This is a genomic window from Arthrobacter sp. BPSS-3 (assembly GCF_044628475.1).
Taxonomy (GTDB): domain Bacteria; phylum Actinomycetota; class Actinomycetes; order Actinomycetales; family Micrococcaceae; genus Arthrobacter.
Map to the genome: position 1 here is coordinate 1 of NZ_JBIMMV010000002.1, position 14,417 is coordinate 14,417.

Below are 14,417 nucleotides of genomic sequence, written 5' to 3' on the forward strand. Positions count from 1 at the left end.
AGCGGCAGTCCAATAAATGGCACCGTTCTCAAACCCCTGCGAAACACCTCCCCGCAACCCGGTCTTCAAACCCGAAACCGACTTACCAAGCCCGGGAGAAACAGCCGCCACATCAGCAATCGCCTTGACGGCCATGGCCGCCGTCGACTCAATCGTCACACCCGCGGCGGTACCTGAGATCCAATTAACGGTTACCCGCGTCCCCGCGTGAGTCGTGAATACCTCTCCCGCTTGCCACGCGTGCCGCGTGCTGTAGTAACCGGCGAAGGGGTGGGAGTCTGGCATGAGGATGAGGGACCCTGCCCCGAGTTGCTGCACGATTTTCACTCCGCGATTGCCGTTGACGGCGGTCGCAGCGTCATAGCCGACAGGCAGCCGCAACTCCAGGTAGTAGACCTCCCCACTTACCGGATCCGTGAACTTCACAGCACGGCCATCGGCCGTGCCACTCCATGCGGTGAGGGTGTAGGCGGTGCTATTTCCGGCTTTGCCAAGGTCCCGGACTTCTCGGCCGGTTCCAAAGCCGCCGTACTCCCACAGTGTCGAGCTGATTGTGGGCTGGGAGGACTGGGAAACCCCCATGAGGTCCATGCTGTCGCCGTACTCCCTGATGCTGCAGGACGGGTCAGCAAAGGTACCGTCACTGTTTGTCGCCACATCCTGGGCGCCACTGCCGCACTGGAGGCTGTTGGCGTGCATCAGCCCGAGGACGTGACCGAACTCGTGCGTGAGCACACTTCGGGTAAGGGCGGCCGGTAGAGGCATGATGACCCGGCCGCTTGTTCCGTTGTAGCTCCAGCCTGCGCCGTACGCGCCGTCGGAAAGCGTGGGAGTCGATACGAATACCACGAGTGCCGTGTAGGGGTTAGGCACCCAACCCAGTTCGTTGGTAATCGTGTTCATCATGTCCGAGTACCGCTGCGTTGAGGAGGCACTGCGACTGTTGAATGTCTCGGTACTGGCAACGCTCATGCTGAGCCGGCCGTTCGACATGGTTGCCCAGTAGTTGCTGGTCGCCTGAACGGCGGAGACCGCAGAGTCCATGGAAATATTGGCTTTGACGTCGGTTAGCTGCACAGTGACCAGCCGGACTTTGATATTGCCTGTCCTGGCCAATGAGTATGACTCTGTACCAAGAGTCCTAGCCGACGCACCCTTAGCGCCTTCCAATGGGGGGGTTTGGAAGACATGGACGCTGGTAGGTGCGCCGCCGGTCTGTTCGGGTACCGGAGGCTCCGGGGTGGGTCCCTGAACCGGGATGCTCGTGCCCGAACCGGTGGACGTGTCAGTAGCTGTCGCCGTTGCAGTGGGGGTTGCAACGGTCTGATTCGTAGGGGCGGATGAGGATCCGACGGACGGCGAACTGGTCGCCGTGGGAGTACTGATGGTCGTTGACGAATCCGTCGGTTCCGAGGCCAGCCCCGGTGCTGCCGCTCCGAATGTCAGCGATGACGCCGAGACCAGCAAAGCACCTGCGAGAGCGGCGGTAAACCGTTTGCGATTCATGTGTTCCTTCAAAGCACCCGAGGTCGTTGGCTGGGGCCGGCGATGGGGCGTGAATTTGTGTTGTGGGTGGGTCATCGGGTGAGGGTGGTTTTGGTGCCGGTGGTGGGGGACGAGTCGATGCGGCCGCCTTGGAAGTTTTGTGCGGTGTTTCCGTTTGCGGTGGGGTATTGGCCGCTGGTGGGGTAGCCGAGGGGCCCGGTTTCCCAGCCTTGTGCGGCCCAGGCGTTGCGGATGGGGCCGTTGGGGCTTAGTTGCGCGCCGGTCGTGGAGGTCCAGTAGATCGCACCGTTTTGGTAGCCCTGGGACTGGGCGCCGTTGGCTGCGGTCCGGACGTCGGTGGTGGGGTAGCCCAGGGGGCCTGTTTCCCAGCCTTGGGCGGCCCAGGCGTCACGGATCGGGCCGGAAGAGACCCGGGCGCCGGTCGCGGAGGTCCAGTAGATCGCACCGTTTTGGTAGCCCTGGGACTGGGCGCCGTTGGCTGCGGTCCGGATGTTGGTGGTGGGGTAGCCCAGGGGGCCGGTCTCCCGGCCTTGTGCGGCCCAGGCGTCACGGATGACACCGGAGATGCTGTGCGCGCCGGTCGCGGCGGTCCAGTAGATCGCACCGTTCTGGTAGCTCTGGGACTGCCCGCCGTTGGCGGCGGTCACGTCGCTGGTGGGATAGCCCAGGGGGCCGGCTTCCCAGCCCTGGGCGGCCCAGGCGTCACGGATGACACCGGAGGAGACGTGCGCGCCGGTTGTGGAGGTCCAATAGATCGCACCGTTTTCATACCCTTGGGACTTGGCGCCGTTGGCTGCGGTCCGGATATCGGTGGTGGGGTAGCCCAAGGGCCCGGTCTCCCAGCCCTGGGCGGCCCAGGCGTCTCGGATGACACCGGAGGTGCTGTGCGCGCCGGTCGCGGCGGTCCAGTAGATCGCACCGTTTTGGTAGCCCTGGGACTGCCCGCCATTCGGGCCGGTCTTCACGTCGGTGGTGGGGTAGCCGAGGGGCCCGGTTTCCCAGCCCTGTGCGGCCCAGGCGTCACGGATCGGGCCGGAAGAGACCCGGGCGCCGGTCGCGGCGGTCCAGTAGATCGCACCGTTCTGGTAGCCCTGGGACTGGGCGCCGTTGGACGCGGTCCGGATGTCGGTGGTGGGGTAGCCCAGGGGCCCTGTTTCCCAGCCCTGTGCGGCCCAGGCATCACGGATCGGGCCGGAAGAGACACGGGCGCCGGTCGCGGCGGTCCAGTAGATCGCACCGTTTTGGTAGCCCTGGGACTGGGCGCCGTTGGCTGCGGTCCGGATATCGGTGGTGGGGTAGCCCAGGGGGCCTGTTTCCCAGCCTTGTGCGGCCCAGGCGTCACGGATCGGGCCGGAAGAGACACGGGCGCCTGTCGCGGCGGTCCAGTAGATCGCACCGTTTTCATACCCCTGGGACTGGGCGCCGTTGGACGCGGTCCGGATATCAGTGGTCGGGTAGCCGAGCTGCCCGTACTCCCAGCCCTGCGCGCCCCAGGCATCACGAATCACGCCCGAAGAAACATGAGCCCCGTTAGCGGCAGTCCAATAAATGGCACCGTTCTCAAACCCCTGCGAAACACCTCCCCGCAACCCGGTCTTCAAACCCGAAACCGACTTACCAAGCCCGGGAGAAACAGCCGCCACATCAGCAATCGCCTTGCTTGCTCCGTAAGGAATTCCCGCATTAGCGAAAGCGACTAAATCTGTGTAGCTGCCGTTCCATACGTTTGAGTCACCGGTAAGCGGACCTGTACTGCTGTACTGCCAGATGCTGTAGTTGGCCCAACTGCCGGACGGCAGAGGGCCCGCATTGTTCGTGAAGGCGCCCGGGTAGGAGGCAACCCACAGCGGGTAGTCGCCGAAGCCGCCGGGGTTTCCAAGGCATTGGTTCCACCAGGATGTGTTGGTGTAGATAACGGGCAATCTCCCCGTCAGCGAGGACATGGTGCTGCCGAAATCTCTGACCCATGAAGAGAGCTGACTGGGTGACATGCCATAACAGGTGTCACCAAAGTAGAACCCGTTGATGGTTTTGTTCTCGTAGGGATTGAACTCAATATCGAGAACAGGCGGAAGGGTGTAGCTATCGGCGCTCCATCCCCCTCCATTCTGAACGAAGTAGCGGGCCTGGTCGGCACCGGAAGACCAGTTCGGAATGGCGAAATGGTAAGCGCCTCGGATCATGCCTACATTGCGCGCACCTTGATACTGCGATCCAAAAAGACTGTTGGTGAAGTAATTTCCTTCGCTCGCTTTGACATAAGCAAAGCGAGCACCCATGTTCCATTGCTGCTGCCAGTTCACGCTGGTCTGATAGCCGCTGACGTCCAGACCCTGCACGCCAAACGTTGGGCTCCAAGTACCCTCAGTGCTCAGCGACTGGGTGGTGAGGGATTTGGCGCCGGTGGGGGTTGAAGCGACTCGCTTGGAACCCTGACCCATTTCTGCACCAGCGGGGCCGACCGCCGCTGCCATTGCAGCCCGGCCAGAAGCCGAGGAAGGATCCAACACGACCGACGGAGTCGGAGAGGGAGAAACCGCTGGCGACGATGTCGCTGTTGCGGAGGGAGATGCCGAGGCAGCGACGGTCGACGTCGGCGCCACCGTGGACCCAGGGGTTGGCGAAGGAGCGGGGGCCGCCGTCGTCGTGACCGACGGGCTGGGGGTGGGTTCTACCGCAAATGCCGGTGCGGTCTGACAGGCCGTTGCCATGAGGGCAGCAGCTAGCAGCCCGGCTCCAACCCGGCCGAGAAAGTAATAGGTTGGGGGAAGTGGGGACTGCTGCATGTGCCGCTCCGGTACAACGACACGTTCGAGCCGTGTCATGGTGATCTCTGCCCCTGGGCCAAGCGACCGAGCGCTAACCGGGGACGAGAATGTCTGACTTATCGCGCTCACCCTATCCCGGCAAAACAGCGCCACCAGAGTTTCGCCTGATACCTGTGTGAAAATTGTTATAAATCTGCGGGGATTTTTCCACAACCGGGAGAAAATTGGTTGTTCTTATGACCGCCCCACCCTAGGTTTAACCCCAGTTGCACTGCCCCAGGGGAAGGGGCAGCGGTCATGTTGGGGGCACCGTGGAAGCTGTGCGCATCGTCGAGGACGAGGTCCGGGAACTGATCCGGCGTCGCGGGCTGGACCCGCTGCGGCAGACCGTGGAGGTGCGCCGGCTGGTTGATGAAGCCGTCCTGGACTACGACGAGAGGGCCCTGCTGGCGCCCCTGCCACCGATCGGCCCCTTGGACACGGCACGTCGCTTCGTCTTCGACGCCGTCGCCGGGTTTGGCCCGCTACAGCCTCTTCTGGATGACCCCGCGATCGAGGAAATCTGGCTTAACGCGCCGAACGAGATCTTTGTGGCCCGCAACGGCGAGTCGGAACTGACGTCGGCTGCCCTCACCGAGCAGCAGGTCCACGATCTGGTCGAGCGCATGCTCAAAAGCTCCGGCCGCCGTCTCGACCTCTCTTCGCCTTTCGTCGATGCCTCCCTGCCGGACGGTTCCAGGCTCCACGTCGTCATCCCGGACGTGACCCGGCGCCACTGGGCCATCAACATTCGTAAGTTCGTCGTGAAAGCCAGCAGGCTGGAGCACCTCGTCGAGCTAGGCACCCTCACTCCGCAGGCCGCCCGGTTCCTCGGTGCGGCCGTCGCCAGCGGGCTGAACATCCTCGTTTCCGGAGCCACGCAGGCAGGGAAAACAACAATGCTGAACTGTCTCGCGGCCAGCATCGGCACCCGGGAGCGTGTAGTCACGGTGGAGGAGATCTTCGAACTGAAGTTCCCGCTCCGCGACGTCGTTGGGCTCCAGTGCCGGCAGCCGAACCTCGAAGGCGAGGGCGAAATCCCACTCCGCCGACTGGTAAAGGAAGCGCTCCGGATGCGCCCGGACCGCCTAGTGGTCGGCGAGGTCCGGGAGGCTGAAAGCCTTGACATGCTCATAGCCCTGAATTCTGGCCTTCCCGGGATGTGCACCGTCCACGCAAACTCCGCCCACGACGCGGTGACGAAGATCTGCACCCTGCCGCTTTTGGCGGGCGAGAATATCTCCAGCGCCTTCGTTGTCCCCACCGTCGCTTCCTGCATCGACCTCGTCGTCCACTGCAGTCGCCACGCGAACGGCCGCCGCCAGGTAACGGAGATCCTCGCTCTGGGCCGCAGGGTCGAGAGCGGAGTCATCGAGTCTTCCCTGGTGTTCGAGCACGACGGCGGCCAGCTGGCAGCCCGGGCGAACTCGATGCCGGCGGCCGAGAAATTCGCTCGCGCCGGATACGACGTCGCGGCACTGCTGGAGTCGCACTGATGGCGCCGCTGCTGGGGCTGCTCGGGGGAGTGGGGCTGCTGTTGATCTGGTGGTCGGCCTGGGAGCAGCGGCCCCGGGCGCCACGGCCTCCGAAAGTGAACCGCCTGGATGACCTGCTGCGCACCGCGGGCATCGAAAAGGTCAGCAGGGCCGGACTCCTGGCGACATGCCTCGGCGTCGGAGGTTTCGTGTCCTTGCTCTTCTTCGCCAGCACCCGGTCGTGGCCCATCTCCTGTTGCTTCGGCCTCTTCGGCGGATGGCTGCCGTTGGGCGTCGTCAGGTGGCGGGCACGAAAACGGACGGCAGTGCTCCGAGAGCTGTGGCCCGACCTCGTGGACCACCTGCGATCGGCGATCCGCGCTGGGCTGTCGCTCCCCGAGGCCCTGATCCAGCTCGGCGACAAGGGGCCATCGGAGCTGCGCCCGCTGTTCCGGGACTTCGGCGCCGACTACCGGTCCGGTGGCCGCTTCGACCCCGCACTGAACCGGCTCAAGGAACGGCTCGCCGACCCCGTAGCCGACCGCATCGTGGAAGCCCTGCGCCTCACCCGCGAAGTGGGCGGCTCAGATCTGGGACGGTTACTCGGCACCCTCGCGGACTTCCTGCGCGAGAACGCCCGCACCCGTAGCGAACTGGAGGCGCGCCAGTCCTGGACCGTCAACGCAGCCAGACTCGCCGTCGCGGCACCCTGGATTGTGCTCGTCCTGCTCGCCAGCCGGCCCGAAGCGGTCGCCGCCTACAATACGGCCGTCGGCGCCGCCGTGCTGGTCGGAGGCCTTGTGGTCTCGCTCATCTGTTACACACTCATGATCCGGATTGGCGCCCTGCCGCAGGACGAACGGGTGCTCCGATGAGCGCGCTGCTGGCCTCCGCGGCGGCCTGTGGTGCCGTGCTGGGAGCCGCGCTGTGGCTGGTGCTCGTTCGCCTGCCGTTCATGAGGCCGGTCAGCTTCACCGAACGGATCGCCCCACAACTGCGGTCTTACAGCGTGCAATCCCGGCTCCTGCACGAGGCACCCCGGAACCTCACTCCCTTCGGGCCCTTGGAGCGCATCATTCGGCCCGTCCTCGGCGACTGGATGCGGGCTCTGGGCCGGCTTAATCCTGGCACGACGGCGCTGAACCGCAGGCTGGTTCGTGCCGGGAGTGAGAAGACCGCCGTCGAATTTCGCGCGGAACAGCTGCTGTGGGCCGCCGGAGGATTCCTGGGTGCGGTGGCCGTGGTCCTGATCAGTGGTCTGTCCGTGCGGCTCAACCCGCTCTTCGCTGTCCTGATCGTCGTCGCCGCGGGTCTGGCCGGCTTCATGCTCCGGGACTACGCGCTCGGTGCCCGCATCAAGAAGCGTGAGGTCCGCATGATGGCGGAGTTCCCGAGCGTCGCCGAGCTGATGGCCCTGGCCGTGAGCGCTGGCGAGAGTGCCACCGGGGCGCTGGACCGGGTTTGCCGCCGCACCCAGGGGGAACTGGCCAAGGAGTTCGGCCTGGTGCTCGCGTCCACCAGGGCCGGCCAGCCGCTGGTGGAAGCCCTGCAGGAGTTCTCCGCCCGGACCAACCTGGCCCCGCTGGTCCGCTTTGTCGACGGACTCATCGTCGCGGTCGAGCGGGGCACACCGCTGGCGGAAATCCTCCGGGCCCAGGCCCAGGACGTCCGAGACGCCGCCAAGCGCGACCTCATGGAATCTGCAGGCAAGAAGGAGATCGGCATGATGGTGCTTATGGTGGGTTATTACCCTTTCGTGTCCATCGGACATGAGGGCATTAGTCCATCATGTGCACGAACCTCGTTCGGCGGCGTTGCATCGTCTACTCTGACACCATGACCACCACCAGCACCCAGGCCACCAGTTCCAAGATTGAAGCGTTCCTGAGCTATGCCCACGAATCGGATCAGCATCTCAACTTGGTAGAACCACTACATAAAGACCTCGTCGGAATGATCAAGCTCCGGTCCAACCGGGACGTGGAGATATTCAGGGATAAAATCGACCTGCAATGGGGGGTCCGTTTCCGGGCCACAATCGATAGCGGCCTGACCGGCGCTAGCGTCCTGTTCGTTATCGCCACAACCCATTACCTGGCCAGCGATAGCTGCCGGGAGGAGTTCAAAGACTTCCTAAACGCGGCCAAATCAACAGGACGCGATGAGATGCGCCGATTGATTCTGCCGATCATGCCAATCGCAGCACCGTCCGTCTTCAAAGAAGACTCCGACGACGAGGTCGCGGCTGAAATCGCTTCGATTCAGTACGAGTTGATCGAGGATGCCGTTATTGCGGGGCCGGGCTCAGCGGACTGGAAGAAAGCCATCATTCGTCTCGCCGATCGGTTTATTGAGGTAGTGACTAACGCCGAGGCGGAGGCTGCTTCCGTTGAAGTCGCAGTGATTACCACGGAAAATGAGGGCGCGGACGACGACGCTGACGACCGCGGTTACTTTGATGCCATGGCCGACCTGGAGTCTGATTTTGAAGACTTGACAAGGCTCACCGGCGAAATCGGGCCGCTATTGGAAACTGCGGTAACCCCTCTCGGAGACATCGACTTCTCAAGTATCACCTCGGCAAAACAGATGAACGCCAAGCTCGCTCTCGCTTCCAGGCAGATTCTTCCATTTGCGACCCAGATCGCAGAGAAGGGGCGCGCAGTCCGCGACAAGGCGAATTCCATCGATGTGAGTATCCGTCACCTAGTAAGGATCAGCACCTCCGGAGACGTCCCCACACTGGAAACTTCCATGCGGGACTTCCTCAAAAATGCCCAAAGCTCGCTCGGGGACACCGCCACGGTCGTCGCGCAGATGGATGGTCTGCTCATGTCAATGGCGACTGCCGAGGCCACGTCGAGCCTGATGCGAAACGCTCTCAAACCAATGCGATCGGGAATCACAGCTATGAATGACACCATTGCCGTGATCCAAAAATGGGGTCCCGAACTCATGGATTGATCGCCCTCATTTACCACTCGCGGCACCATGGATCCCGCGGACCGCGGCCAGCCCATTCCGCGACTTGGTCGCTTGGGAGGGCGCCGCGGCCAGAACGGCGTTGAGGGTCCGAACGGCGGTGAGATAGGTCCCGGCAAGCCGGGTGCCCGGCCCATCCGGCCCGGCGGCGTCGCACTGTTCGGCCAGGGTGCGGACCAGTTCACAGAGGGCCTGATGTTTGCCAGTTATGGCGACCCCGTCGGCGGTCAGGGTGGCCTCCACGGCTTCGGAATGTCGTCCCATGGTTCTGTCCTGTCGTTAGCTGGTTCAGCATCGTGTGGTGGTTTTGTGTCCGGAGGGAGGGAAGTCACTCTCACGGTGGACTGGCCCGCCCGTTCGCGTGTTGCGGCGTTGACCCCCTACCCCCGTCCTGGGTGTCCCCGGGGCCGTGGGTGGGGTGCGGGAGCGCCCGCCAGCGGGTGGTGTGCTGGCGGGCGCTTTTTCGTTTCCTGGTGGCGCTGGCAGGCGTTGACGCCGGGTTTGGAGTCTGTCCCAACTGTTCCCGCCATCCGTCCGCGCGCTCAACGCGGTGAGGTTGACGCCGCGGCGGGGGACTAGACGGTCACGAATGTGCCCTTGAGGACAGCGGACGCGCGGCGCACCTCCAGCGAGAACCGGCCCTCCGTTCGGCCCACCACCTGGTTGCGGGTGAACGCGTCTCCGGGTGTTCCCCATTCGGTGACGATGCCTTTGTCCCGGCCGATGACGGCGGCGCCGTCACCCAGCAGGTAGTAGGAGTTGGCGGCCAGCGAGTTGGACAGGGCAACGGGGACGCCCCATGCCTTGCGGGTTTCCGCGTCGATGGCGCTTCCGGTGTCGAACTCGCCGGAGGCGTTCCGCTTGATGGTCAACGCCTCCCAGTCGGCGGGGTTGAGGATGAACTGGACGGGGACTTCCCCGGCCGTCTCCAGCTTGGTGAGGGCCTTGCGGAGTTCAACCAGCTTGTCGGTGTTGCCCGCGGACGACGCGAACAGCTGGATGCCGGAGGTGTTGGCAAGGCCGGTGAGGTTGTCCCCGGTGCCGTCACCGTTGAGGACCTGGGCCTCCAGTGAGGTGAGGACGGCCTGGGTAAGCTCCTGGCCCACCCAGGTCTGGAGGGCCTCGCCGTCCGAGAGGACAAACTTGTCCATCGGTTCGGAGAGCGTGGCAATAACGGACAGCTTGCCGTTTTTCTTGACCAGCGACAGGACGGACGTGGGCTTGACGGCCCCGGTGGAGACTACGGCGGCGTTTTCGGTCCTCACGGACTGGGCCAGGTAGGAGTACGCGGCGGGCCGTTCGACGGCCGGGATGGCCTGGAGGAATGACCTCAGCGGCCGTCCTATGCTGACCGGCGTCGAGTCCACGAGCGGGGTGCCCACCACGACGGAGCCGTTGGTGACCAGTGCCTTGGCGCCGTCAGGGCGGGTGCCTTTCATGGCGGCCGTCAGGGCAGCGGCGTGGGTTTTGGATCCGAGGTCCAGGTACTGGGCGCCGTCGCCTGGTTCCCCGCCCTGGGGTCCCGCCAGATCGGCAATGGCCTGCGTGTAGGACTTCTGGCCGGAGACGCGGGCGATTTCCGCGTCGTAGCCCTTGACCTCGGTGATGAAAGCCTGGACTTCTGCCGACTCGTCCGCGGTGAGGTCACGGCCGCCGGTCGTGGCGGCGTCGATGAGGGCTTTGGCGGACTTGAGGGCGGCGGCGCGTTTTACATGGATGCTCATGGCGTTTTCTCGTTTCGATGAAAGGTGGGCGCCGCGGTCCCCCAGGGGGACGGGCTGGCGCTGACGGGGATGACGCTGGGTGCGCGGGCGGGTTGGTTACCGATGGCGTCTTCCGGGTGCGTCATGAAACGAGACGGGTTATTGGAGCTTCTTACTCGCTGGTTACCGGGGTGCCCCGGCCTCCGCAGCTTTAGCTTGCTCCGCTATGTGGCCTCGGAATTGAGGATACGCCGCGGGTTGACCGATTAAAAGCCCGCCCGCGGCCGTGTCCTCAATGCTGGGATTCGATGGCGTACAGCCGTCCCAAGACGGCGGCCGTGCGCGGGGTGGGGGTGGAGACTAGCCAGACAGTCATCCCGGCGTAGAACGGTGACTCCCAGCCGATAGCCTCCAGCCGGGCGTCCTCCTCCAATGCCAGAGCATGGACGGCCTCCTCCTGGGCCGCGGTGCATTCGCCAATGTCCCGCCGGTCAATTTCGATCCGGGTGACCGCTGAACGTTGGTCGATGATGAGGCGGGCGCCGCCCGGCGTTTGCCGTTTCTGTGCCATGGCTCAGAGGTCCCGGGGGTGCTGGATGGGGCCGAGTTCACGGCGGAGGGCCTCATAGCCTGAGCGGGCTACGCCGTGGGCTTGCCGGTTCATGAGATCTGCCGCCAGGCACAGGAGGGCGACGGTGAAATCGTCCTGGGTTTGGTGGCCCAGGATTTTCTCCACCGCCTCACCCATGGTCAGCCCGTCCATGAGGCCCGAGGCGTTGAGGTTCTCCATGTACTCCACCCCGATGATCTGCACCACGCGGGGGTCGCCCTCCGCCAGCGCGGTGACGGCCTGGACCGCCAGCGTGTGCTTGTCCGCGCTTAAGGCGTTCATGACGGGCCAGACTTCGTTGGTGCTGTTCATTTGGTGTCCCTGCTTTCGATCTTGAGCGTTGACTCTGTGATGAGGTGGCGGAGGCCCGCGGTGGCGGAATTGGCGGTGTGTTCGTCCAAGGCGCCGACGTTGAGCCCCAGGAGTCGGCCCAGGCCCAGGATGAGGCCGGTAACGGCCCGGTCGTCCTTTTCCACCGCGGCAGCCGTGAGGACGTCCTCCAGGAGCGCGGCGATTCCCATCCGGTCCTCATGTCGGAACGCGACGGCCAGGCGGGCCGCGTTGCGGAGATCCTCGGGCCGGATTACCACGGCCTCCTCAAAGGGGCGGGGTTTTCCGAAGTGGTGGGTTGTCATGGTGTCCTCCGTGTCTGTCTATTGGGGTTGTTTCGCCATCTGTGGTCCGCGGTGACCGGGACGCCGCTCCTATGGGGAGGAGGAGCGGCGGTCACCTGCCAGGGTTTACCGGGTGCCGGGGGTGACCGGAGGGCCGCGGTCACCCTGCACCCCTGTATTGGCGAGGATTTTGGGGCAGGTGACCGGGGGTGACCGGACGGTCCCGGTCACCCTTTTTCGGGCCGGTCCGGAGGGCAGGTGACCGGAGGGCCGCGGTCACCTAAATCAGCCCCTCAAGGGAGTCTTGGACGGGCAAGCCGTGACGGCTCCGGCGGGCCTTGATTGCCGCGTCAAGGACGGTGTTGGAGGCGGTGATCCCGGAGCCGGTCATCGCGGTCCGCAAGGCCTTGCGGCCGGTTTCCAGCGGGAGGTCTTCCTGGTCCATGAACGCCACCACGGCCGCCTCCTTGTGCCGGAACGCGGCGACCGGACCGGCGCCCTCCACCCTATGCCGCAGCGGGTCCTGGAGTCGCTCAAAGACGAGCGTTTTCTCCGTGATGGGCATACGCGCCGCTTCACAGTCCAAGCGGAACGTTTTGTCCTGGACCACGGTGGAGAGCCGCCACACGGCGTCCACATCACCTGACTTGGCGGACCCGCCGCGCTGGCCTTTCGTTTCGTCCTTGCCGGAGTGGTCCAACCGGACCAGGGAGACGCCACGCTGTTTGAGCTTCAGCCCGGTGTGCCGGTAGAAGTTCAGCCAGGTGTCATTCTCGTTTTCCAGCCCCTCCACGGCCCGGGAAACGGTGTCTACCACCACCACCTCGGACCGGTAAGTGTCCAGGGCGGCCATGAGTTCCAGCGAGCCGCGCTCCGTGTCCAGAGCCGCCATGGACGGGAACGACAGGTAGTCGAGCCGCCCCAGGTCCTCTGCCCGATAGCCCATGGCCTTGAGCCGGGGGATGACGTCCGCGTCAATGTCGTTCTCAAAGTCCACGTACAGGACCCGCCGGGGCGCGGGAGTGGTGCCTAGGACTTCCCGGCCGGACGCGACGGCGGCCGCTACCTCTAGCATGAGCAGGGATTTGCCCATCTTCGGCGGCGAGTAGAGGGCCACCAGCCGCCGGGCCGGGAGGATCGGTTCCACAATCCACTCCTGGACGATGGGACGGTCCCAACGGTCCGCCCAGTCCACCACTGGGAGGACCCGCTCCACCACGCCTTGGGCGCCCGCCAAGTCCGGGGCCGCCTCAAGCGCCGGAGCTAGGACCGCGAGCGCCGCGGGCCGGTCCTCGGGCATGATGAGGCCGTCCAGTTGGGTGAGTGGGTCCGCGCAGGGATCCGGGGTGACCGCGGACCCGGCAGCGGCAATATTCACGGCACCGTCCTGGAGGCGGTCCCATTCCGCGGCGGCCTCCTCCGGCGTGCGGTCACCGACCACCGCGTTCAGGAACGCGGACCGGACCACGGCCAGGGCCGCCAGTGCCCCGTCGTGGCCCTCCGCCGCCAAGTGGCAGATACCCATGGCGGCGTCCATGGCGGAGTCATGCCTGGAGCGTCTCCCGGAGGCGAGCGCCGCAACGTAGCCCTGGGCAGCCCGGGCCATTCTCCGGCATGGTTCCCCGGCGCCACGGCCCGCCAACCAGGCGCTAACAGCGGCTGAGTCCAGTGAGGTGGCGTTGACGCGTTGCTCCGCGGCTCCGGACGTCAATGCCTCTACCCATTCGGCCGGCAAAAGTGCCAGGTCCGCGGGGGAGGGGACGCCGCTGGCGCGGGTGATGCCGTCCGGGCCGGTCCAGCGGTACGTTCCGCCGTTGGGGTGGACGGAGGGCCACACGACGGCGTATCGGTGCCGGGTCTGGATGACCTCGATACCGTTTCCGAGGTCCCCGGGCCACCGGAGGCCCTCCGGCACCCGGTAAAGCCGGATCCCGGAGACACCGTCCGCGCGGGAGCCGGTCCGCCAAGTGTCCGGCAATGGCCCGTGGAGGCTCTCCAGAGCCGCCAGGGTGCCGCCGCCGTCCTTGCCGTCGTAATGGTCCACGTCGATCCCGATAACGTCCGGCGGGAGGCGGAGGGCGATGTTGCCGTCCGGTGTCTGCTCCGCCCAGTCGTACACGTCCGAGTAGCTGGGCCACTCACCGTCCCGTCCGGTGTAACCGGAGGGAACGGGCTTTTTTTGCCGGGCTGGGAGGGGCAGGACGCCCAGCCATCCAGCGTCGCAGTATTGATCGAACGCACCCGCATAGATCGGGACACCCGGGGGTAGGCTTTGGGTTAGTGAAGCTTCGCCGCCTCGCTGATGAATCGCCCCGGACCCCCAACCGGGGCTTTTCTCTGTAGTCACTGGGATCCACCCCCCGGGCGGAGGAGGACGGCGATACGTTCGGACTGTTCCGAGGTGAGGGGCGGCCACGTCTCCACCAGTCGGCGGACGTATTCAATCAGGACGGGCGTATGGGCGGCTTCCGGCCTGGGCGTGCATGCGCTCATCGGGCACCTCCCGCAGGAGCGAGGACGCCGTCAATTTCGTTCAGGTCGACGCGGATGACTTTGGCGTTGACGCGGTAGGCCGTGAGGATCCCTCGGGCGATCCAGTTGTGGATTGTCCGCGGGGTGACGTCCGCATACTTGGCGGCCGTGGCCGGTGAAGCGTAGCGGTGTGTTGACTCGGGCATTGGAGCCTCCAGGACAGTGATTAGCTGCCGCTGGCTCCGGGG

General features: G+C 65.1%; 13 protein-coding genes. 4 read left to right on the forward strand and 9 right to left on the reverse strand.

The window, feature by feature from the left end:
* Together ACFVY3_RS02950 and ACFVY3_RS02955 are read right to left on the reverse strand one after the other, a co-directional pair.
* Nucleotides 1-1,077: M43 family zinc metalloprotease (locus tag ACFVY3_RS02950; RefSeq protein ID WP_400158711.1), on the reverse strand; the 1,077-nt coding region annotated here is incomplete at its 3' end.
* A 500-nt stretch (nucleotides 1,078-1,577) separates the two neighbouring features.
* A complete protein-coding gene (locus tag ACFVY3_RS02955; protein ID WP_400158712.1) occupies nucleotides 1,578-4,331 on the reverse strand; it encodes a GH25 family lysozyme in 2,754 nt (917 codons plus the stop codon).
* Nucleotides 4,332-4,585: 254 nt separating this feature from the next.
* On the opposite strand from ACFVY3_RS02955, the gene ACFVY3_RS02960 reads away from it, so the two are divergent.
* Genes ACFVY3_RS02960 through ACFVY3_RS02975 form a run of 4 tightly spaced genes read left to right on the forward strand, consistent with a single transcriptional unit; the run spans nucleotide 4,586 to nucleotide 8,752 of the window.
* Nucleotides 4,586-5,809 (forward strand): CpaF family protein, encoded by a 1,224-nt coding sequence (locus ACFVY3_RS02960; protein ID WP_400158713.1) that lies wholly within the window; start codon nucleotides 4,586-4,588, stop codon nucleotides 5,807-5,809.
* The gene (locus ACFVY3_RS02965; RefSeq protein ID WP_400158714.1) at nucleotides 5,809-6,663 is read left to right on the forward strand and encodes a type II secretion system F family protein; all 855 of its coding nucleotides are present in this window, start codon (nucleotides 5,809-5,811) and stop codon (nucleotides 6,661-6,663) included. Before ACFVY3_RS02960 ends, ACFVY3_RS02965 begins: the two co-directional genes overlap by 1 nt.
* A complete protein-coding gene (locus tag ACFVY3_RS02970) occupies nucleotides 6,660-7,628 on the forward strand; it encodes a type II secretion system F family protein (protein ID WP_400158715.1) in 969 nt (322 codons plus the stop codon). The genes ACFVY3_RS02965 and ACFVY3_RS02970 overlap by 4 nt, the downstream gene beginning before the upstream one ends.
* Nucleotides 7,625-8,752 (forward strand): toll/interleukin-1 receptor domain-containing protein, encoded by a 1,128-nt coding sequence (locus ACFVY3_RS02975; RefSeq protein WP_400158716.1) that lies wholly within the window; start codon nucleotides 7,625-7,627, stop codon nucleotides 8,750-8,752. The genes ACFVY3_RS02970 and ACFVY3_RS02975 overlap by 4 nt, the downstream gene beginning before the upstream one ends.
* A gap of 6 nt (nucleotides 8,753-8,758) precedes the next feature.
* Here the strand turns inward: ACFVY3_RS02975 and ACFVY3_RS02980 are convergent, their stop codons facing one another.
* From ACFVY3_RS02980 to ACFVY3_RS03010, 7 genes are all read right to left on the reverse strand, one after another.
* Nucleotides 8,759-9,034 carry a hypothetical protein gene (locus tag ACFVY3_RS02980; RefSeq protein WP_400158717.1) on the reverse strand — a complete coding sequence of 92 codons (276 nt, stop codon included), beginning with the start codon at nucleotides 9,032-9,034 and terminating at the stop codon, nucleotides 8,759-8,761.
* Between the two features lie 311 nt (nucleotides 9,035-9,345).
* Nucleotides 9,346-10,494, reverse strand: a complete 1,149-nt coding sequence (locus ACFVY3_RS02985) for a phage major capsid protein (protein WP_400158718.1) — start codon at nucleotides 10,492-10,494, stop codon at nucleotides 9,346-9,348.
* A gap of 271 nt (nucleotides 10,495-10,765) precedes the next feature.
* The gene (locus ACFVY3_RS02990) at nucleotides 10,766-11,044 is read right to left on the reverse strand and encodes a hypothetical protein (protein ID WP_400158719.1); all 279 of its coding nucleotides are present in this window, start codon (nucleotides 11,042-11,044) and stop codon (nucleotides 10,766-10,768) included.
* A 3-nt stretch (nucleotides 11,045-11,047) separates the two neighbouring features.
* The gene (locus tag ACFVY3_RS02995) at nucleotides 11,048-11,395 is read right to left on the reverse strand and encodes a hypothetical protein (protein WP_400158720.1); all 348 of its coding nucleotides are present in this window, start codon (nucleotides 11,393-11,395) and stop codon (nucleotides 11,048-11,050) included.
* Nucleotides 11,392-11,718 carry a hypothetical protein gene (locus ACFVY3_RS03000; RefSeq protein WP_400158721.1) on the reverse strand — a complete coding sequence of 109 codons (327 nt, stop codon included), beginning with the start codon at nucleotides 11,716-11,718 and terminating at the stop codon, nucleotides 11,392-11,394. Before ACFVY3_RS03000 ends, ACFVY3_RS02995 begins: the two co-directional genes overlap by 4 nt.
* A gap of 259 nt (nucleotides 11,719-11,977) precedes the next feature.
* The gene (locus ACFVY3_RS03005; RefSeq protein ID WP_400158722.1) at nucleotides 11,978-14,113 is read right to left on the reverse strand and encodes an AAA family ATPase; all 2,136 of its coding nucleotides are present in this window, start codon (nucleotides 14,111-14,113) and stop codon (nucleotides 11,978-11,980) included.
* 73 nt (nucleotides 14,114-14,186) lie between these two features.
* Entirely contained in the window at nucleotides 14,187-14,375 is a 189-nt protein-coding gene (locus tag ACFVY3_RS03010) for a helix-turn-helix domain-containing protein (RefSeq protein ID WP_400158723.1), read from the reverse strand.
* Between the last annotated feature and the right edge of the window lie 42 nt (nucleotides 14,376-14,417).